We start from the raw sequence: 16,715 nt of genomic DNA on the forward strand, positions 1-16,715 counted from the left end.
AAGCCGGATCGAGACAGACTCTTGCATGACAGCTCTACTCTAAGTCGTCCGCTTCCGGACTCGCTGAACGTGCTCGTGCGATTCGACGTCGCGCTGACCACATTCCCAGGGCGAGGACCACGCCGACCGTCACCGCAAGTGCAGGCCAGAAGGTGTATCGGAAGTGGTTGGCCGGCACGATCGGGAAGTAACCGGCGACATAGCACAGCGCCGAGGTGGCGAGCATCACGATCTCCGGGACGACGCTGGGGGCCGGTCGAGGGCCTCCGGAGCAAGCCACCCCGGCGCGATCGGTTGGTCTCAGGTGACGCGCGGCGACGACGAGGAGCACCGCCAGCAGACACCAGAACCACGGCTTGAACACCATCGGGAACGTGGCCAGGGCGAAGTCCTCGACATACGGGCGGAAGAGGTAGTCGGCCTTCTCATCGCCCTGTGCGATGCCGACCTTCGTCCCCTCCCCATGCCATTCCGCGGGCCAGTACTCGAGGCTGGAGGAGAAGAAGTAATAGGAGAACACGGTCGCCCGATACTCGGCGTAGCGCAGCGGGTGGGTGATGACGGTGTCCAGCCAGAGCTGCCTGAGTGCGTCCTGGTCGGCGATCGGGCTGAAGTTCTCACCGGTCGCGCCCTTGCCGTAGCAGTTCCAGTACGCATCCCAGATCTCCCCCATCTGCAGACACTTCGGACGGGCTTGACCGATCTTCGCTTTGAGCTCCGGGGGCGCGTCGGAGGCCATGAGCTCCTTGTCGGGCACTGAGAACATCACATCGTCGAGGAGGACCTGTGAGATCTGCCCGGTGGGCTGGACATCGTAGCGGGCGGCGATGATCGCGTCACTGGCCTTCACCCCGCCGACCAGGATGATGAGGACGACGACTCCCGCCGAGGCGGTGGCGAGCACCGAGCGCACCCGTGTCCGGCGAGACGGGGGCGCCTCGAAACCGGGCGTCTCGCGACGTCGACTCCGCCGCGCAGCGAGTGCCGTGACGAGGCACCACCCGAGGTAGACGGCGATCGGGATGATCGCGAACACGGCGTTCTTGCGCAGTCCGACCGCGTAGATGAGCAGACCGAGCGCCGGCACCCACAGCAGCCACGTCTTCGGCACGAGGCGGGCGACGGTGAGCAGCATGACGGTGGCGAGCAGCGCCGCGGCCATCTGCGTGTCCTTCCACAGCATCGACATCTGCGACAGCGTCCACGGGGTCGCCATGACGGCGGGACCAAGAAGGCTGACCCACCTCGGCGCGCCGCAGCGGTGGATGATGACACCGAGCACCCAGCACGACGCGGCGATGAGACCGGTCTGGAGGACGAACAGGCTCGCCTGCTCACCGGTGAGGTCGATGAGGCCGCGCCACACGACGGCCATGACGGGCGGGTGCCAGTCGGAGAACGGGATCGCGCCCGTCGCCTGGGCGTACTGGTTGGCGATGTCGACGTTGACGCGACCGGGGGCGTAGAGGCGCACGAAGACGACAGCCCACCCGATGCTCAGGCCACCGAGGACGACGTCCCACACCCAGCCCGAACGGGCTATCGATCGCGCAGAGTTCATGGGGGCTCCTCAGCGACTGATGTCGAGGTCGGGGATCGGGCCGCGCAGTCGCCGGGCCCGGTGACTCAGTCAAGCGACCACCGTAACCGCGCCGACCGCGCGCAGCGCCGGAATCCGCACGACTTCACAGATGCTTCCTCGACACTTCACCTGTTCGCCATGCAGCACCGATCGGGTGAGAGCGACGTCGTCGTCCGGCACCGCCGAAGACGGCTGTCCGCCGCCCGCGCCTGTGCGCTTCACCACAGGTGGAGTTCGCCCGCGGGCCGCCGCCCCTGGTGACGCCCACGAGGAAGCTGAGCGTCCGGTGTGTCGATCCTGGCAACTGGCTATAATTGCCGGAGCCCTGTGCACCCTCGCACGCACTCACGGCATCCCCAAGGAGCTTCATATGACCGACCGTCCCACCGGACTGCGCATCGCGGCGATCGTGCCGTGCCACAACGAGGAGATCACGATCGGCAAGGTCGTGCGTGATCTCTCGGCCGCAGTTCCCGAGATGACGGTCTACGTCTACGACAACAACAGCACCGATCGCACCGTCGAGGAGGCCCTCGCCGCCGGTGCGGTCGTCCGCCACGAGTACTTCACCGGCAAGGGCAACGTGATCCGCCGGGCGTTCTCCGACATCGAAGCCGACATCTACGTCACCATCGACGGCGATGACACGTACGAGGCCGCCGATCTGCCGGCGATGATCGATCTGCTCCTCGAGGGACCCTACGATCATGTGCTCGGGGTCCGGCAGGACACCCAGGAGACCTCGTCGTACCGGCCCGGTCACGAGTCGGGCAACAAGATGTTCAACCGGCTCACCAGCCGCCTGTTCAAGTCGCATGTCACCGACATGCTCTCGGGCTACCGGGTCTTCTCCCGTCGTTTCGTCAAGTCGTTCCCGGCGATCAGCAAGCGCTTCGAGATCGAGACCGAGCTCACCGTCCACATGATGGCCCTGCGCCTGCCGAGCGCCGAATACCCCGTCGGCTTCCGCGACCGCCCCGACGGCAGCGAGTCGAAGCTCTCGACCTTCGGAGACGGCTTCCGCATCCTCGGCCTCATCACCCAGCTCGTCCAGCACGAGAGGCCCCGGCTCTACTACGGCCTGCTCACGCTGATCTTCGGCGCGCTCTCGCTCATCCTCGGCATCCCGGTGATCGTCGAATACTTCAACACCGGCCTCGTCCCCCGCTTCCCGACGGCGTTCCTCGCAGCGATCCTCATGCTCCTGGCGATCCTCATGGGCAGCATCGGACTCATCCTCGACGGCATCCGCCGTGGTCGTCGAGAGCTCGCGCGCCTCCACTACCTCGGCCTGCAGGCAGTCGCCCCGGTCATCCCGGAACTCAAGTCCGCCACGCCGGTATCGGACGACCGGGACGAGCGCGACGCGCCCATCGAGCGCCCGGCCCAGGAGTCGAGCGAGACGTCCCCGAAGCCGCAGTCGGCGTCGGAGTCAGGGTCGAGCAGCACCGCACCGCGGAACCGGCTGCACGTCACCCGCCCCTGAGTCGACCGCCCGACAATCCGGCTCCGCTCCACAGCTCCAGCGATACGGCGCCGGTCCCAGCGACTAGGGCCAGTCCCAGCCCCCGCATCACAGAACGCCCCGTCCATCAGGAAGGGGCGTTCTCTGCTCTCGGACGACCGCTTGCCTCGGCCGCCTCACCTCACGGGCCGTCAGACGTCGTCGTTCCCTCGCCCCGCCTCGGCGCCTGCGTCGACCTTCACGGTCCTCCGACGCTTCGCCCTCCACGCCATCTGTGCGGCGGCAGCGATCATGATCGCGCACATCGTCATCACCATGGCCGGCCAGTAGACGTACCGGTAGTGGTTGGCCGGCACGATCGGGAAGTAGCCGACGACGTAGATCAGCGTCGACAGGCTCATCGCCGTCACCGCCGTCGACAGGTGCCCCCAGCCAGCGGCCTCCCCCAGGCGGCGAATCCGCCGGTGGGCGACAAGGGCGACGACGGACAGCAGCGTCCAGAACCAGCCGGTGAACAGCCACGGCAGGTCCTCCATGCCGAACTTCTCGACATAGGTCTGCGCGGCATCGTTGAGCTGCTTGTACTTCACCTCCCAGCCCATCGGGTTCTCCACGATCGTTCCGCCCCACTCGGCGTAGTTGTCGAAGAGGAAATGCGAGAACGTCTGCGTGCGATAGATGAGGTAGCGATCGGGACGGGTGACGACCTCGGACAGCCAGACGTCCTGGAGCTCCTCGGTGTGGTCGATGGCCGTGTAGATGCCGTCGGCCCCCTGCCCGTAGCAGCGCCAGTACGCGTCCTCGTACGACCCCGCCTCACGGCACTTGGCCTGCGCGGTGACGAGCCGGTCCCGCAGATCCGGGTCGGTGTCGAGGGTCTTGAGCTCGGCAGCCGGAATGGTGAAGAGGACGTCGTCGAGCATCACCTGTGACACCTGATGCGTCTTGAGCGGCTGATACACCGCATTGAGGATCGCCCCCGAACCGATGACGAGGACGAGCACCGCTCCCGTGAGGACGACGAACGGCAGAGCGAGGATCCGCCTCCACAGCGGCCGCCCCGCCTCGGCGCGCTGTCCGGACTCGGCGGCGGCCACCTCTGCGACAGCCGGAGACGGTCCCGAGGTCGCCGTCGCCTCCGCCTCGGCGCGCTGCGACGAGCGCGCGATCCGGGCCGACCAGATCGTCCACGTCGAGAACGCCAGCAGCCAGATGAGCGGCAGCACGGCGAAGAACGCGTTCTTGCGCACCGCGGTGCCGTAAGTCAGCGCCACAAGACCGACAGCCAGGAGCAGCCAGCGCAGGCGCCTGAACCGCTGCGCGAGCAGCGCGCAGACGACGGCGGCGAAGAACGCCTCCGCCATCTGCGTGTCCTTCCACAGCACACCGATGTAGGTGAAGATGTTCGGCAGCAGCAGGAATCCCAACCCCGCAAACGACCAGGCACGGGACCGCGTGACGTCGTAGAGGTAGAGCGCGAAGCCCAGGCCGATGCCGAACATGAGGAACACCTGGGCGTAGAGGATCGCCGAGGCGTGTCCGGTGAGGTCGAACAGCCACGTCCACGTGATCGTCATGATCGCCGGATGCCAATCCGAGAGCTGTTCGTTGCCGAGCACCTGATGCAGCTGCCAGCGCGTGTCCGCATACATGCCGCCCGGCGCGAAGGCGAGACTGGTGCCGATCGCGAGCACGAGCGCGACGATGCCGAGGACAGCCAGATGGATCCGGGCCGAGGCAGAGCGGTAGTCGGGTCGCAGCGCCGCGGCAGGCCGGTCGGACGTCGGGTGGTCGGCAGAGTGCATGTGGGGATCCTTCAGGGGGTTGGCTCAGCCGGGTCGGCTCCGGCACCCGGCTCGGATCGGCGCTTCGCCTTCCACGCCAGCGAGCCGGCGGCGGCGAGCATGATGGCGGCCATGCTCATCGCCAGCGCGGGCCAGTAGATGTAGCGGAAGTGGTTGGCCGGCACGATCGGGAAGTACCCGACGATGTAGATGAGCGAGGACAGACTCAGGGTTGTCACCGTCGTCGTCAGGTGGGCGAGACCGGATGAGGCCTCGAGGCGCCGGACATGACGGAGGCAGACGAGGCCGAGCACCGCGGCCAGCAGCCAGAACCACCCGGTGAACAGCCACGAGAGATCCCGCGCCCCGAACTTCTCGACGTAGGTCTCCGCGGCATCGTTGGCCTGTTTGTACTTCGTCTCCCAGCCCAGGTCGTTCTCGACCGTCGTGCCGTCCCAGTCGGTGTAGTTGTCGAAGAGGAGATGGGAGAAGGTCTGCGTGCGGTAGAGGAGGTAGCGGTCGGGTCGCGTGAGCACCGTCCGCATCCACAGGTCCTGCAGCTCGTCGACATGTTCGATCGCGGTGTAGATCCCGTCGGCCCCGCGCCCGTAGCAGCGCCAGTAGGAGTCCTCATAGGCGTCCTTCTCCCGGCAGACCTTCTGGGCGGCCAGGAGGTTCTCCCGCAGCTGCGGGTCCATCTCGGTGGTCCTCAGCTCCGAGCCGGGCACCGTGAAGACGACGTCGTCGAGCATCACCTGGGACACCTGGTGGGTCTTGAGCGGCTGATAGATCGCGTTGAGGATCGCCCCCGACCCGAGGACGAGGACGAGCACCGCAGCCGTCGTCGCCGCGAACGCCGGGGAGAGCAGCCGCTTCCGCCACGTCGTCCGCGGACGCGCGGAGCGGATCGCGAAGACGGAGAAGGAGAGCAGATAGATGAGCGGCAGCACGGCGAAGAACGCGTTCTTGCGCACCGCGGTCCCATACGTCAGGGCAAGGAGACCGATGATGAGCAGAATCCACCGCAGACGCTTGAACCGCTGCGCGAGCAGCGCGCAGACGACGGCAGCGAAGAACATCTCCGCCATCTGCGTGTCCTTCCACAGCACGCCGATGTACGTGAAGAGGTGCGGGGCGAGGAGGAAGAGCAGACCGACCCAGGACCAGGCCCGCGACCGGGTGACATCGAAGAGGTAGAGGGCGAACCCGAACCCGGTGACGAACATGAGCAGCACCTGGACGTAGAGCACCGCCGAGGCGTGCCCGGTCAGCTCCGCCAGCCACATCCAGGTGATCGTCATGATCGCCGGATGCCAGTCCGAGAGCGGCTCGTTGCCGAGGACCTGAAGCAGCTGCCATCGGGTGTCCGGGTTCATTCCGCCCGGTGCGAAGACCACGGAGGTGCCGATGGCGAGCAGACCGGTGACGACGATGAGCAGCGCAAGGTGGATCCGCGCCCGGGTCGACCGATAGTCAGGACGCGTCGTCGAATCGACGTGCGTCGGAGCAGAGAGGATTTCGGGCGAGGGCATGAGCAGGTCCTTCGAGGAATCAGCGCCCGGGTCACCGCGCGCAGAAAAACAACCTCATCGACTCTATCCCATCGGCGCCGCCGGCCCGGCCCATCACGGCGCCCACCTGGCGATCCCGTGCTCGTCTGTGACGAAACTCGCCGAGGCGGTCCGACCTCTGCGCGGCGCGATGGCACTTGACCGATCGCCTGGCGTGCTATTTCATCGAACAAGGAAGATTGCACCCTGAGACGAGACGAAACCGCGCGGGAGAGACGGGAGCAGAGATGACGACCACCCCCATCGAGCCGGCAGCAGACCCAACTGCGGCGACAACACTGCCAGGAGGCGTCCCCGAACCGCGAGGGCCGCTGAGTGCGGCGCTGCTCGCAGTGCTCGCCCACGAGGAGAGCGAGGAAGCCGCCCCGCTGTGGCAGCGCCTTGACGAAGCGGCCACGGTGGCGCTGCGGGAGACGCCGGACATCGTCGGCGACGAGGACCTCCAGCTGTCGCTGTTCCTCCTCCACCTGCTCCACATCGGACCCGCCCCCTTCGTCCGCGGGGACTTCGAGTGGGATCCGCGTCTGATCGCGCTGCGCCGGAGCGTCGAGGAGCCCTTCGAAGCCGCCCTGCGAGAGCGCACCGCCACGGCGGACCCGTTGCCGAACAGCGGAGAGGAAGTCTCAGAGGTCCTCTTCGCGATGACTGCCGAGGTCACGCAGCCGACGCTGGCGACCTGGGCGTCGCGTCATGCGACCGCAGAACAGCTGCGGGAGTTACTCATCCACAAATCGATCTACACGCTCCGGGAGGCCGACGCCCATTCGTGGGCGATCCCTCGCCTGCGGGGACGCGCCAAGGCAGCACTCGTCGAGATCCAGGCCGACGAGTACGGCGGCGGCTCCCCCGACCGGGTCCACGCGGAGATCTTCGCCCGCACGATGCGCGGCTACGGCCTCAGCGATGAACCCGACCACTACCTCGACGAGGTTCCCGCACTCACTCTCGCGGCCTTCAACGCGATGAACCTCTTCGGGCTCAACCGGCGCCTGCGGGGAGCGACCATCGGTCATCTCGCAGCGTTCGAGATGACCTCGTCGATTCCCAACCGGCTCTACTCGCGCGCGTTCAGTCGGCACGGGTGCGGCGCGGACGTCACGGAGTACTTCGACGAACATGTCGAAGCCGACGCCGTGCACGAGCAGATCGCCGGCAGAGACCTCGCCGGCGGTGCCGCCGACGACGATCCGAGCCTCATCGCCGACATCCTCTTCGGGGCGCGGGCCTGCCTCCACCTCGACGATCTGACGGGAGCCCACATGCTCGAGAGCTGGCAGAACGACCGCACCTCTCTCCGGACACCGACGGCGCCTGAGAAAGGGTGACTCCCGTGGACGACAGCGAACCCGCAGCGACCATCACCCCCTGCCCCGACGGTCCGCTCCTCGTGCGCGGCAGCTTTGAGATCCTCGCCGGGCCCGGTCGTGAGGACACCGTGACCGACCGCGGAGTCGTCGCCCTGTGCCGCTGCGGCAAGAGCGGAATCCCGCCCCTCTGCGATGGCAGCCACCGCCTCGTGGGCTTCCGGGCACCGGCTCCCCCGCCACCCGAGTGACGCAGGGCCGAGGCGGCACCTCTGCCGGGAGGGACCGGGCCAGGAGCTGACGGCGAAGGCGGGACCGCGAACACGCCGCCTCATCGGCGACGGCGCAGTCCCGCCAGCTCACGGGGTCAGCTCACTTCACGTAGGAGGGGAACTCCGCGGGCTCGCCCGGCTGGTTGCCCGAGCTCGTGTCGATGCCGTAGTCACGGGCGAACTTGATCTCCGACCCCGTGTAGACGCCCTCGGCCCCCTCGTCGAGGGTGAACACGCGGGCACCGCGCATCCGGTTCTTCTCCGCCCCGGGCAGACCGTAGGGCTGGAAGCCGGTGCCCGGCGAGTAGCCGAGTTCGATGCCGTAGTAGTTGCCGCTGTAGCTGTTGATGTGATCGTGACCGACGAAGAGCCCGCGGACGTCGCCGCGGCCGAGCATCGCGTTGAACATCCCCAAGTTGAACGGTCCCGGGCATTCGGCCTCGTTGCGCTCCCCGACGATGCTGTGCTTCTTCACGGCGCGCTCGTGGTCGCCGGCGGTGCGCGAGTCGATGCTCGAGAACCACATCGCCCGGTGCTCGTGAAGGGCGATGTGCTGGAACACGAGGCCCGGCACCTTGCGCTTGGCCTTCTTCTCCAGTCCCCGGGAGGTCTCCGCGTACCATTCGACCTGGTCGTAGCGCAGCCAGTCCCAGTCGGGGTAGCCGTCGAAGTTCTGCCCGGCGATCTCCTTGGGCGCGTAGCGACCGGAGTCGAGGAGCCAGATCGCGAACGCGTCGGCGTTGCCGTTCGAGGCCGCGACCGTGACGACCTGGTTCGAGGTGCCGGTGACGTCGGCACCGGTCGTGTTGAGGTTGTACTCGTACTGGTCGATGAAGGCGATCATGTCGGCTTCGTCGAAGCCGGTCTTGCCGGTGCTGTCCTCATCGTGGTTGCCGAAGGTCAGCGCCCACGGGATCTTCCGCTGCTCCATCGGCAGGACGACGTTGTTGATCGCCTGCTTGACCTCCGTCACCGATCCGGGTCCGCCGTTGATGACGTCACCGTTGATGACGACGAAGTTCGGCTTCACATCGTCGAGCACAGCGTTCTGGAGTTCGGTGGTGCGCACGTCGGTCCGGTGCGAGTCCTGCGTGTCGTTGAACTGGACGATCGTGAACGCCCCGGAGGAGGAGAACTTCAGCTCCTTGCGCACGATTCCCTCCTGCGCCGAGTTCCCCGCACCCTTGCCGTTGGACTTGCCGGGCTTCGCGGCCGCGGGCATCGCCCCGAGGCCGGCCAGTCCGGCACCGAGGGCCGTGGCACCGGCGGCCTGGAGCATGCCGCGCCGGTTCCAGCCGCTGCGTCCGCCGTGTCCGGCCGCCTCGGCGCTGTGGGGGTTCTCGTCGTTCATCGTCCACCTCTCTGAGAAGTCTTCGCCTCCGCACGGGTCCGCGGGAGGCCACGGGCAGACACGCTATGGACGGACAATGACCCACGTCTGAACCGCGGGGTAACTCTCGCCGACGAAATCACGACCCCATCTGTTCACTGAGGCGTTCGTCACGTTGGCCGGCCAATGCGACGTTTTATGTCCTGGGGGTCCCCTCGGGAGTCGGACAATTTGACATGCTGAACTGCCCGCCCCTGCCCCACCGTCGCAGGCGGCGGGCCGACGACGAGATCCGGCCACGGCCGGGTCCTGCGCTCATGAGCACTGAGCACCCCCATGAACCATGAAGCACTCCGGACCCCTGCCGCTCCACCGAGCCGGGGAGCCGGAGACGACAACGAGGAGTTGAGCCTGTGATCGAACTGCGCGGCCTGCGGAAGGTGTTCGGAGACACCGTCGCGCTCGAGGAGATCGACCTCAGCGTCCCCGCAGGCGAGATCCACGGCATCGTCGGACGCTCCGGCGCCGGAAAGTCGACCCTCATCCGCTGCCTCACCGGGCTCGACCGCCCCACCTCGGGGACCGTGTCCATCGACGGCACCGACCTGACCCAGCAGACCGGCAGCGGGCTGCGCCGGGCACGGCGGAACATCGGGATGGTCTTCCAGCACGTCAACCTCCTCGACTCGCGCACGGCGCTCGACAACGTCGCCCATCCGCTCCAGATCGCCGGAGTCGGCAAGGCCGATCGTCACGCGAAGGCCCGCGAACTCCTCGAGTTCGTCGGCCTGGGCGACCGTGTCGACAACTATCCCGCGCAGCTCTCCGGCGGACAGCGCCAGCGCGTCGGCATCGCCCGGGCGCTCGCCGCCGAACCCAAGGTCCTCCTCTGCGACGAACCCACCTCGGCCCTCGACGCCTCGACGACCGAGCAGATCCTCGGCCTCATCCGCTCCCTGCGCGACCGGCTGGGCATCACCGTCCTCATCATCACCCACGAGATGTCCGTCGTCCGCGAGATCTGCGACTCCGTGACGCTGCTCGCCGACGGTCGGGTCGCGAAGACCGGGAAGCTCGCCGAGGTGATCTCCGAGCCCGGTTCGACCCTGGCCAAGGATCTCGTCCCCCTGCCCCCGGTCGGACTCGGCGACGGTGACGCCGGCATCGTCGAGGTGGCGCTTGCCGGCACGACCCTGCCGGCCGTGCTCCGCAGTGCGGGCACCGTCGGCCTCGACGCCGAGGCGATCCTCGCCGGTGCCGTCGAGACCGTCGAGAACCGTCAGGTCGGCCGCATCCGCTTCTCCGTGGCGAGCGCCGCGCAGGCCAGGGAGCTCGTCATCGCCTTCGCCTCCGAGGGCATCCACGCCGAGGAGGTGGCAGCCCAGTGAACGATCCGATGTGGTTCGACAATCCCGCGATCACCGACCAGATGTGGCCGGCGACGATCGAGACCCTGCTCATGACCGTGTGGTCGACGGGCCTCGCGGTCCTCTTCGGCCTGCCGCTGGGGATCTGGCTGTTCACGACGTCGAAGGGCGGGCTGAGTCCGCACCCGATCGTCTACCGGGTGCTCTCGCTCATCGTCGACATCACCCGGTCGATCCCGTTCATCATCCTCATGATCGCGCTCATCCCGTTCACGCGGTTCATGGTCGGCACCGCTCTCGGCTGGCAGGCCACGGTCGTGGCGCTCACCGTCGGGGCGATCCCGTTCTACGCCCGCCTCGTCGAGAACGCCCTGCGGGAGGTCTCCGACGGCAAGGTCGAGGCGGCCCTGATGATGGGAGCCTCGAACGGCCAGGTGATCCGGCAGGTCTTCATCCCCGAAGCGCTGCCCGGTCTCATCGGTGCGGCCACGGTCACCTCGGTGACGCTCGTGTCGTACACGGCGATGGCCGGAGCCGTCGGCGGAGGCGGGCTCGGCGCGCTGGCGATCTCCTACGGATACCAGCGCTACCAGTCGGACACGATGATCGCGTGCATCATCGTCCTCGTCGTCATCGTCGCCCTCATCCAGTTCGTCGGGGACCGCATCGCCCGCCTCGTCGACCACCGCTGAGGCACCACCGGCACCACCTCAGCCGGGGCCCGAGCGGTCCCGGCCCCACCGACCTTCACCAGCACACGACACACATCCAGGAGAATCATGAAGACCAAGCTCATCGCCGTCGCCGCATCCGCGTCCCTGCTGCTCTCGGGCTGCGGGCTCATGGGCGGCGGGACCGACACCGTCGGCCAGCAGGACGGGGACGTCACGACGCTCACCGTCGGGGCGACCCCGGTGCCGCAGGGCGACATCCTCCGATTCGTCGACGAGAACCTCGCCGCCGATGCCGGCCTCGACATCGAGGTCAAGGAGTACACCGACTACACGCTGCCGAACAAGGCGCTCGCCGACGGCGACATCGACGCGAACTACTTCCAGCACAAGCCGTACCTCGACTCCGAGATCGCGGGCCAGGGGTATGAGATCACCGGCTTCGAACCGATCAACCTCGAGCCCTTCGCCCTGTTCTCGAACACGGTCGAGGACGTCAACGATCTGCCCGACGGCGCGAAGATCGGCATCAACAACGATCCCGCGAACCAGGGTCGAGCCCTGAAGATGCTCGAAGAGGCCCAGCTCATCACCCTCAACGACGGGGTCGACGCGGTCAGCGCGAAGCTCTCCGATGTGCGCGACAACCCGAAGAACATCGAGTTCGTCGAGGCCGATGCCGCGCAGCTGGCACGGACCCTCCAGGACGTCGACGCCTCGGTCATCAACGGCAACAACGCCCTCGAGGCCGGTCTCAGCCCCGCCGAGGACGGAATCCTCCTCGAATCGGCGGAGAACAACCCCTACGGCAACTTCCTCGCCGCCCGCACGGAGAACAAGGACGACGAGAACATCACCAAGCTCAACGACCTGCTCCACTCCCCCGAGGTCAAGCAGTTCATCGAGGAGAAGTGGGCGGACGGATCGGTCCTCCCGAGCTTCTGATCACCTGCGGTCCGCTGACCCGCACCCGCCGCTGCCGGGCGGGTGCGGGAGCTTGACAGACGGCCCCGCCGGATGACCTACTGGCGGGAGACGACGCGGGCAGCACACGCGCATGAGGGCACCGAGGAGGTCAGTTGTCCGCTTTCGGCATCGAGGAGGAGTACCTCCTCGTCGACCGCGCCACTCTGCTGCCCGCTGCCCCGACGAGCGAGCAGCTGAGGGCATTGACGGCGATCCCGCCGACCGGTGGGCAGATCACCACCGAGTGGCTCGCCTGCCAGGTCGAGTATGCGTCCCCCGTGCTGCGCACCGCCGCGGAGGGGTTCGACGCACTCATCGGCTTCCGCGAGGCGCTCACGGCCGCAGCCGACCGGCTGGGGCTGAGTGCCGCGGCGCTGGGCACCGCGCCTCAGCTCGCGGAGGTGCCTGCGGCGATCAGCGACGGCGAGCGCTATCGGGAGATGACGGCGCTGGCCCCGGCGATCGCCGCGGAACAGCTCATCAACGGCATGCACGTCCATGTCGGTGTCCCCGACCAGGAGACCGGCGTGCGCGCGCTCAATGGGATTCGCCGGTGGCTGCCGGTGCTCACCGCCCTGAGCGCGAACTCTCCGGTGTGGCGAGGCGTCGACAGCGGCTTCGCCAGCTGGCGATCGATTCACTACCGCCGCTGGGTCGTCAACGGCACTCCTCCCCACTTCGCCGACGCCGCCGACTACGACTCCCACATCGCAGCGCTCCGGCGCACCGACGTGATCGGCGAGGAGGCCATGGTGGGCTGGCTGGCGCGCCTGTCACCGCGGCACGGCACCGTGGAGATCAGGACCTGCGATGTGCAGCTGAGCGCCGACGATGCGCTCACCCTCGCGCTCCTCATCCGCTCCCTCGTCGAGGTCGAGATCGAGGACCCGGTGGCCGAAGCGATCCCGACTGCCCTGCTCGACGTCGCCCACTGGCAGGCCGCGCGGTTCGGCACCGCAGGGACCCTCATGGATGCCGACGTGCAGAGGTCAGTGCCCGCGGCCGCCGCGGTGTGGGCCGCGGTCGACCGGGCGCAGCCGACCCTGGCGGCCCACGGCGATGACGAACGCGTGCGCGCCGGCGTCCGCCGCCTGCTGGACGCCGGGACCGGTGCTCACCGGCAGCGGGACGCCTTGGCGCGCGGAGGCGTGTCGGGGCTCCTCGCCTTCGCCGGCGAGCAGATGACGTCGCGCGAGCCTCACTCCTGACCCCGGCGCCTGGTTCCCGCTGACCGGCGGTGAATCGAGGCGGGCTCCTCAGTGCCGGGCGAGCCAGTGGGGACTGTGCATGAGTCCGAGCACGTTGCCGAAGGGGTCGGTCACCGAGGCGGTGACGAACTCCTCACCCCGCGGGGTCACGGGCGCATGGACCGTCGCCCCGCACGCGACGAGGTCAGCGAGCACCGCCGCGACGTCATCGACGAACCAGTACGTCACCGAACTGCTGCCTGTCGGGGTGCCGTCGGGAGCATAGCTTCTGCTCATGATCCCGAGTTCGTCCTCGTCGGGGCCGATGCGGAACTCGATGTAGGCGGGGTCGCCGTCGGGCGGCTGCCGGAAGTACGGCGCGATGCCGAGGACCCCGGAGTACCAGGCGGCGGCCTCCTCGACGTCGTCGGCGGTCAGCACCATGGTCGTCAGTCCTCTGAGAGTGCTCATGTCGGCTCCTTGTGCGGTTCGGCGGCACCCCCGATGGCTGCCGTTGGGAGCAACTCTTCCAGGCAAAGTGCTCACGTTATGATCACTTTTAGGCGCATACTTGTCCTATGCGCGCAGATCGACTTCTCGCCCTGCTTCTCCTCCTCCAGAGACGGGGGAAGGTCACCGCCGCCGAGGTGGCGGCCGAGCTCGAGATCTCCGTGGCCACCGCGCGACGAGACCTCGAGGCACTCTCGGCGGCCGGAGTTCCGGTGAGCGTTCAGCCCGGTCGCGGCGGCGGGTGGCAGCTGCTCGGCGGGGCCCGCACCGACCTCACGGGCCTGCGCTCCCCCGAGGCCCATGCCCTGTTCTGGATGCTCGGCACCGCAGGCCTCGCCTCCCCGCAGACGCGCCTCGCCACCCGCAAGCTCCTCCGCGCCCTCCCGGAGAGCCAGCGGGCAGAGGCCGAGATCCTCGCCACGACCGTCCACTACGACCACTCCCCGTGGGGGCGTGCGAGTAAGGGTGACGATTCCGCGGACATGAGCGGACGCCTCGGCGAGCTCCGCTCTGCGCTGCTGTCGCGCACCCACCTGCGCATGCGCTATCGCTCCAGGGACGGCCGCGGACGCACGGTGACCATCTGTCCCGTCGGCCTCGTCGCCAAGGCCGGAGTCTGGTACCTCGTCGCCCACGAGGTCACCACCGAGGCGCCCGCCCACGGACCGGGATGGGAGGCCACGGTGCGCACCTTCGCCGTCGACCGGATCGATGCCGTCACCGACGCTGATGTCACCGTCGGGCCAGAGGCACCGTCACGGTCCGGCCCGGCTGAGGACCTCCACCGACAGATCGATCTCGTCGATTTCTGGACGGCTCACGTCGACGAGGTCGAAGCCCTGCGATCGGCAGTGACGGCGCGGGTGCGATGTCCCCGCTGGGTGCTGCCGATCCTCATGCACCAGTTCGGACGGCAGATCACCGTGATCTCCACCGATGAGGACACGGCCATCGCCGAGGTGGGGGCCAACCTCACGGCGGCACTGGCCGAACAGCTCGCGGGGTGGGGGTCGACGATCGAGGTCGTCGGCCCACCCGCGGTGCGCGCGGAACTCGCCCGCATCGGCACCGAACTCGTCACTCGCTACGGCGACTCCGCCCCGGCGATGACACAATGCAGGAGACGTCACCGCTGACCGGAGGAGGACCAAGCATGGGCACGACGCTCGGCATCATCGGAGTCGGGGAGATCGCCTCGGCGATCGTCGACGGACTCTGCACACAGTCAGCGCAGGCGCGGACAGCACAGGCCCTGACCGCGGACGCACCCGCCATCGTCCTCTCCCCGCGCGGAGCGGAGCGCTCGGCTCGACTCGCCGCGGCCTATCCTCACGTCGAGGTCGCCGCGACCAACCAGGAGGTCATCGACCGCAGCGACCCCGTTCTCCTCGCCGTCCTTCCCCAGCAGGTCGATGAGGTCCTCACCGAGCTCGACGTTCCCGAGGCGACGACCCTCGTCAGTGCCGTCGCCGGAGTCTCGGTCGCCGCCCTCGAGGCTCTGCTCCCCCACCGCCCACGGGTCGTGCGTGTCATCCCGCTGCCGGCGGTCCGCGAACGCCGCGGAATCACAGCCGTCCACCCGGGGCACGCGCCCGTCGAAGCGCTCTTCGATCGCCTCGGCGGCACGGTGGTCGCCGAGACCGAAGCGATGTTCAGCACGCTGTCGGCGACGACGGCGACGATGTCCGCGCACTTCGCCTACCTCGAGACGATCACCGAATGGCTCATCGCCCAGGGCTGGGGCAGGACCGACGCCGAGGCGGTCGTCCGCGGTCAGTTCGTCGGCCTCGGCACGACGCTCGCCGACACCGACACCCCGATCGCCGATCTCGTCGCCGCCCACGAGACGCCCGGCGGACTCAACGCGCAGGTGCGCAGCGAGTGGATGGACGAAGGCAACCGGCAGCGCCTCTCAGCCGCCCTCGACGCTGTGTTCGCCCGGGTGACAGGCGCCCCGCGACCCTGAGCCGGACTGTGTCAGGGCACACGCACCCCGCACGGCCGGGGCCGCCTCGGTGATCCCTATTATCGCAATCATGCCTCAGCCGTCTGCCATCACCGTCGCGATCACCCGCACCGTCCAGCCCGCACACCACCGCCGTTTCAACGCATGGGTGCAGGCCGGACAGGAGCTCGCCCGCGAACGTCCCGGCTACCTCGGATCCGGGTGGGTGCGGACCGCACCGGACTCGAACGAATGGCACGTCCTCTACCGGTTCGCCGATGCGAAGTCGCTGCGCGCCTGGGACGAGTCCGATGACCGCAAGTGGTGGATCGACAGCGGCGCCGAACTCATCGAGGACACGAAGGTCGAACACCGCACGGGCATCGAAGGCTGGTTCGAACCGCAGGGCGAGACGGCGCTGACCATTCCCGAAACGGTCGTCCCACCGCGGTGGAAGCAGGCGGTGAGCATCTTCCTGCCGTTCTTCCCGCTCAGCCTGCTCTCGACCTACCTGCTGCTGCCCCACCTGTCGGCGTGGCCGCCGGTGCTCGCCGTGCTGCTCAACATCTGCCTGCTCACCCCGCTGATGACGTACATCTTCCTGCCGGTGAGCACGCGTCTGCTGCGCCCGTGGCTCCAGAAGCCGCGCAGGCCCAAGCGCCAGCGGTAGTCCGCGCACCCCCGAGTCGATGCGCACCGATCCGACGGCGGATGTGAGCCGCATTCATGGCGGAATCGGCTGAGAATCCACCCTGGACGTG

General features: G+C 68.2%; 16 protein-coding genes. 10 read left to right on the forward strand and 6 right to left on the reverse strand.

Going from position 1 to position 16,715, the window contains the following annotated elements:
* Positions 1-34 precede the first annotated feature (34 nt).
* Together ACFQ91_RS00585 and ACFQ91_RS00590 are read right to left on the reverse strand one after the other, a co-directional pair.
* Positions 35-1,561: a hypothetical protein gene (locus tag ACFQ91_RS00585; protein ID WP_198499458.1), complete on the reverse strand. Its 1,527-nt coding sequence runs from the start codon at positions 1,559-1,561 to the stop codon at positions 35-37.
* A 69-nt stretch (positions 1,562-1,630) separates the two neighbouring features.
* Positions 1,631-1,807, reverse strand: coding sequence for a hypothetical protein (locus ACFQ91_RS00590; RefSeq protein WP_198499459.1), 177 nt, complete (start codon positions 1,805-1,807; stop codon positions 1,631-1,633).
* Positions 1,808-1,952: 145 nt separating this feature from the next.
* On the opposite strand from ACFQ91_RS00590, the gene ACFQ91_RS00595 reads away from it, so the two are divergent.
* On the forward strand, positions 1,953-3,068 hold the full coding sequence (locus ACFQ91_RS00595; RefSeq protein WP_211978852.1) for a glycosyltransferase: 1,116 nt from the start codon (positions 1,953-1,955) through the stop codon (positions 3,066-3,068).
* 170 nt (positions 3,069-3,238) lie between these two features.
* Here the strand turns inward: ACFQ91_RS00595 and ACFQ91_RS00600 are convergent, their stop codons facing one another.
* A complete protein-coding gene (locus tag ACFQ91_RS00600; RefSeq protein ID WP_211978851.1) occupies positions 3,239-4,852 on the reverse strand; it encodes a hypothetical protein in 1,614 nt (537 codons plus the stop codon).
* Positions 4,853-4,863: 11 nt separating this feature from the next.
* The gene (locus tag ACFQ91_RS00605) at positions 4,864-6,363 is read right to left on the reverse strand and encodes a hypothetical protein (protein WP_211978850.1); all 1,500 of its coding nucleotides are present in this window, start codon (positions 6,361-6,363) and stop codon (positions 4,864-4,866) included.
* Between the two features lie 266 nt (positions 6,364-6,629).
* On the opposite strand from ACFQ91_RS00605, the gene ACFQ91_RS00610 reads away from it, so the two are divergent.
* Complete coding sequence (locus ACFQ91_RS00610; protein ID WP_211978849.1) at positions 6,630-7,727, forward strand: iron-containing redox enzyme family protein; 1,098 nt, start codon at positions 6,630-6,632, stop codon at positions 7,725-7,727.
* 5 nt (positions 7,728-7,732) lie between these two features.
* Positions 7,733-7,957, forward strand: a complete 225-nt coding sequence (locus ACFQ91_RS00615; RefSeq protein ID WP_198499465.1) for a CDGSH iron-sulfur domain-containing protein — start codon at positions 7,733-7,735, stop codon at positions 7,955-7,957.
* 121 nt (positions 7,958-8,078) lie between these two features.
* On the opposite strand, the gene ACFQ91_RS00620 is transcribed toward ACFQ91_RS00615, so the two are convergent.
* A complete protein-coding gene (locus ACFQ91_RS00620; protein WP_249121019.1) occupies positions 8,079-9,329 on the reverse strand; it encodes a metallophosphoesterase family protein in 1,251 nt (416 codons plus the stop codon).
* 392 nt (positions 9,330-9,721) lie between these two features.
* Here ACFQ91_RS00620 and ACFQ91_RS00625 point away from each other — a divergent pair, with 392 nt between their 5' ends.
* From ACFQ91_RS00625 to ACFQ91_RS00640, 4 genes are all read left to right on the forward strand, one after another.
* On the forward strand, positions 9,722-10,696 hold the full coding sequence (locus ACFQ91_RS00625; RefSeq protein ID WP_211978848.1) for a methionine ABC transporter ATP-binding protein: 975 nt from the start codon (positions 9,722-9,724) through the stop codon (positions 10,694-10,696).
* Complete coding sequence (locus ACFQ91_RS00630; protein ID WP_249121018.1) at positions 10,693-11,367, forward strand: methionine ABC transporter permease; 675 nt, start codon at positions 10,693-10,695, stop codon at positions 11,365-11,367. The genes ACFQ91_RS00625 and ACFQ91_RS00630 overlap by 4 nt, the downstream gene beginning before the upstream one ends.
* Positions 11,368-11,454: 87 nt before the next feature.
* Complete coding sequence (locus ACFQ91_RS00635; RefSeq protein ID WP_211978847.1) at positions 11,455-12,291, forward strand: MetQ/NlpA family ABC transporter substrate-binding protein; 837 nt, start codon at positions 11,455-11,457, stop codon at positions 12,289-12,291.
* Positions 12,292-12,425: 134 nt separating this feature from the next.
* On the forward strand, positions 12,426-13,520 hold the full coding sequence (locus ACFQ91_RS00640) for a YbdK family carboxylate-amine ligase (protein WP_211978846.1): 1,095 nt from the start codon (positions 12,426-12,428) through the stop codon (positions 13,518-13,520).
* Positions 13,521-13,568: 48 nt separating this feature from the next.
* Here ACFQ91_RS00640 and ACFQ91_RS00645 read toward each other — a convergent pair whose 3' ends face one another.
* The gene (locus ACFQ91_RS00645) at positions 13,569-13,970 is read right to left on the reverse strand and encodes a VOC family protein (RefSeq protein WP_211978845.1); all 402 of its coding nucleotides are present in this window, start codon (positions 13,968-13,970) and stop codon (positions 13,569-13,571) included.
* A 107-nt stretch (positions 13,971-14,077) separates the two neighbouring features.
* Between ACFQ91_RS00645 and ACFQ91_RS00650 the strand changes: the two genes are divergently transcribed.
* The 3 genes from ACFQ91_RS00650 (at position 14,078) to ACFQ91_RS00660 (ending at position 16,624) form a co-directional block, all read left to right on the forward strand.
* Positions 14,078-15,145, forward strand: a complete 1,068-nt coding sequence (locus ACFQ91_RS00650) for a YafY family protein (RefSeq protein ID WP_211978844.1) — start codon at positions 14,078-14,080, stop codon at positions 15,143-15,145.
* A gap of 17 nt (positions 15,146-15,162) precedes the next feature.
* The gene (locus tag ACFQ91_RS00655) at positions 15,163-15,975 is read left to right on the forward strand and encodes an NAD(P)-binding domain-containing protein (RefSeq protein WP_211978843.1); all 813 of its coding nucleotides are present in this window, start codon (positions 15,163-15,165) and stop codon (positions 15,973-15,975) included.
* 70 nt (positions 15,976-16,045) lie between these two features.
* Positions 16,046-16,624 (forward strand): antibiotic biosynthesis monooxygenase, encoded by a 579-nt coding sequence (locus tag ACFQ91_RS00660; RefSeq protein WP_198499476.1) that lies wholly within the window; start codon positions 16,046-16,048, stop codon positions 16,622-16,624.
* The last annotated feature ends 91 nt before the right edge of the window (positions 16,625-16,715 follow it).

The organism is Brevibacterium sp. NPDC056726 (assembly GCF_042790515.1).
Taxonomy (GTDB): Bacteria; Actinomycetota; Actinomycetes; order Actinomycetales; family Brevibacteriaceae; genus Brevibacterium; species Brevibacterium sanguinis.

Bases quoted from the DNA above. Each gene is read 5' to 3' on its own strand.
- ACFQ91_RS00620 (WP_249121019.1), bottom strand. From the start codon at position 9,329: ATGAACGACGAGAACCCCCACAGCGCCGAGGCGGCCGGACACGGCGGA.
- ACFQ91_RS00655 (WP_211978843.1), top strand. From the start codon at position 15,163: ATGGGCACGACGCTCGGCATCATCGGAGTCGGGGAGATCGCCTCGGCG.
- ACFQ91_RS00595 (WP_211978852.1), top strand. From the start codon at position 1,953: ATGACCGACCGTCCCACCGGACTGCGCATCGCGGCGATCGTGCCGTGC.
- ACFQ91_RS00585 (WP_198499458.1), bottom strand. From the start codon at position 1,561: ATGAACTCTGCGCGATCGATAGCCCGTTCGGGCTGGGTGTGGGACGTC.
- ACFQ91_RS00605 (WP_211978850.1), bottom strand. From the start codon at position 6,363: ATGCCCTCGCCCGAAATCCTCTCTGCTCCGACGCACGTCGATTCGACG.
- ACFQ91_RS00660 (WP_198499476.1), top strand. From the start codon at position 16,046: ATGCCTCAGCCGTCTGCCATCACCGTCGCGATCACCCGCACCGTCCAG.
- ACFQ91_RS00645 (WP_211978845.1), bottom strand. From the start codon at position 13,970: ATGAGCACTCTCAGAGGACTGACGACCATGGTGCTGACCGCCGACGAC.
- ACFQ91_RS00610 (WP_211978849.1), top strand. From the start codon at position 6,630: ATGACGACCACCCCCATCGAGCCGGCAGCAGACCCAACTGCGGCGACA.
- ACFQ91_RS00650 (WP_211978844.1), top strand. From the start codon at position 14,078: ATGCGCGCAGATCGACTTCTCGCCCTGCTTCTCCTCCTCCAGAGACGG.
- ACFQ91_RS00635 (WP_211978847.1), top strand. From the start codon at position 11,455: ATGAAGACCAAGCTCATCGCCGTCGCCGCATCCGCGTCCCTGCTGCTC.
- ACFQ91_RS00600 (WP_211978851.1), bottom strand. From the start codon at position 4,852: ATGCACTCTGCCGACCACCCGACGTCCGACCGGCCTGCCGCGGCGCTG.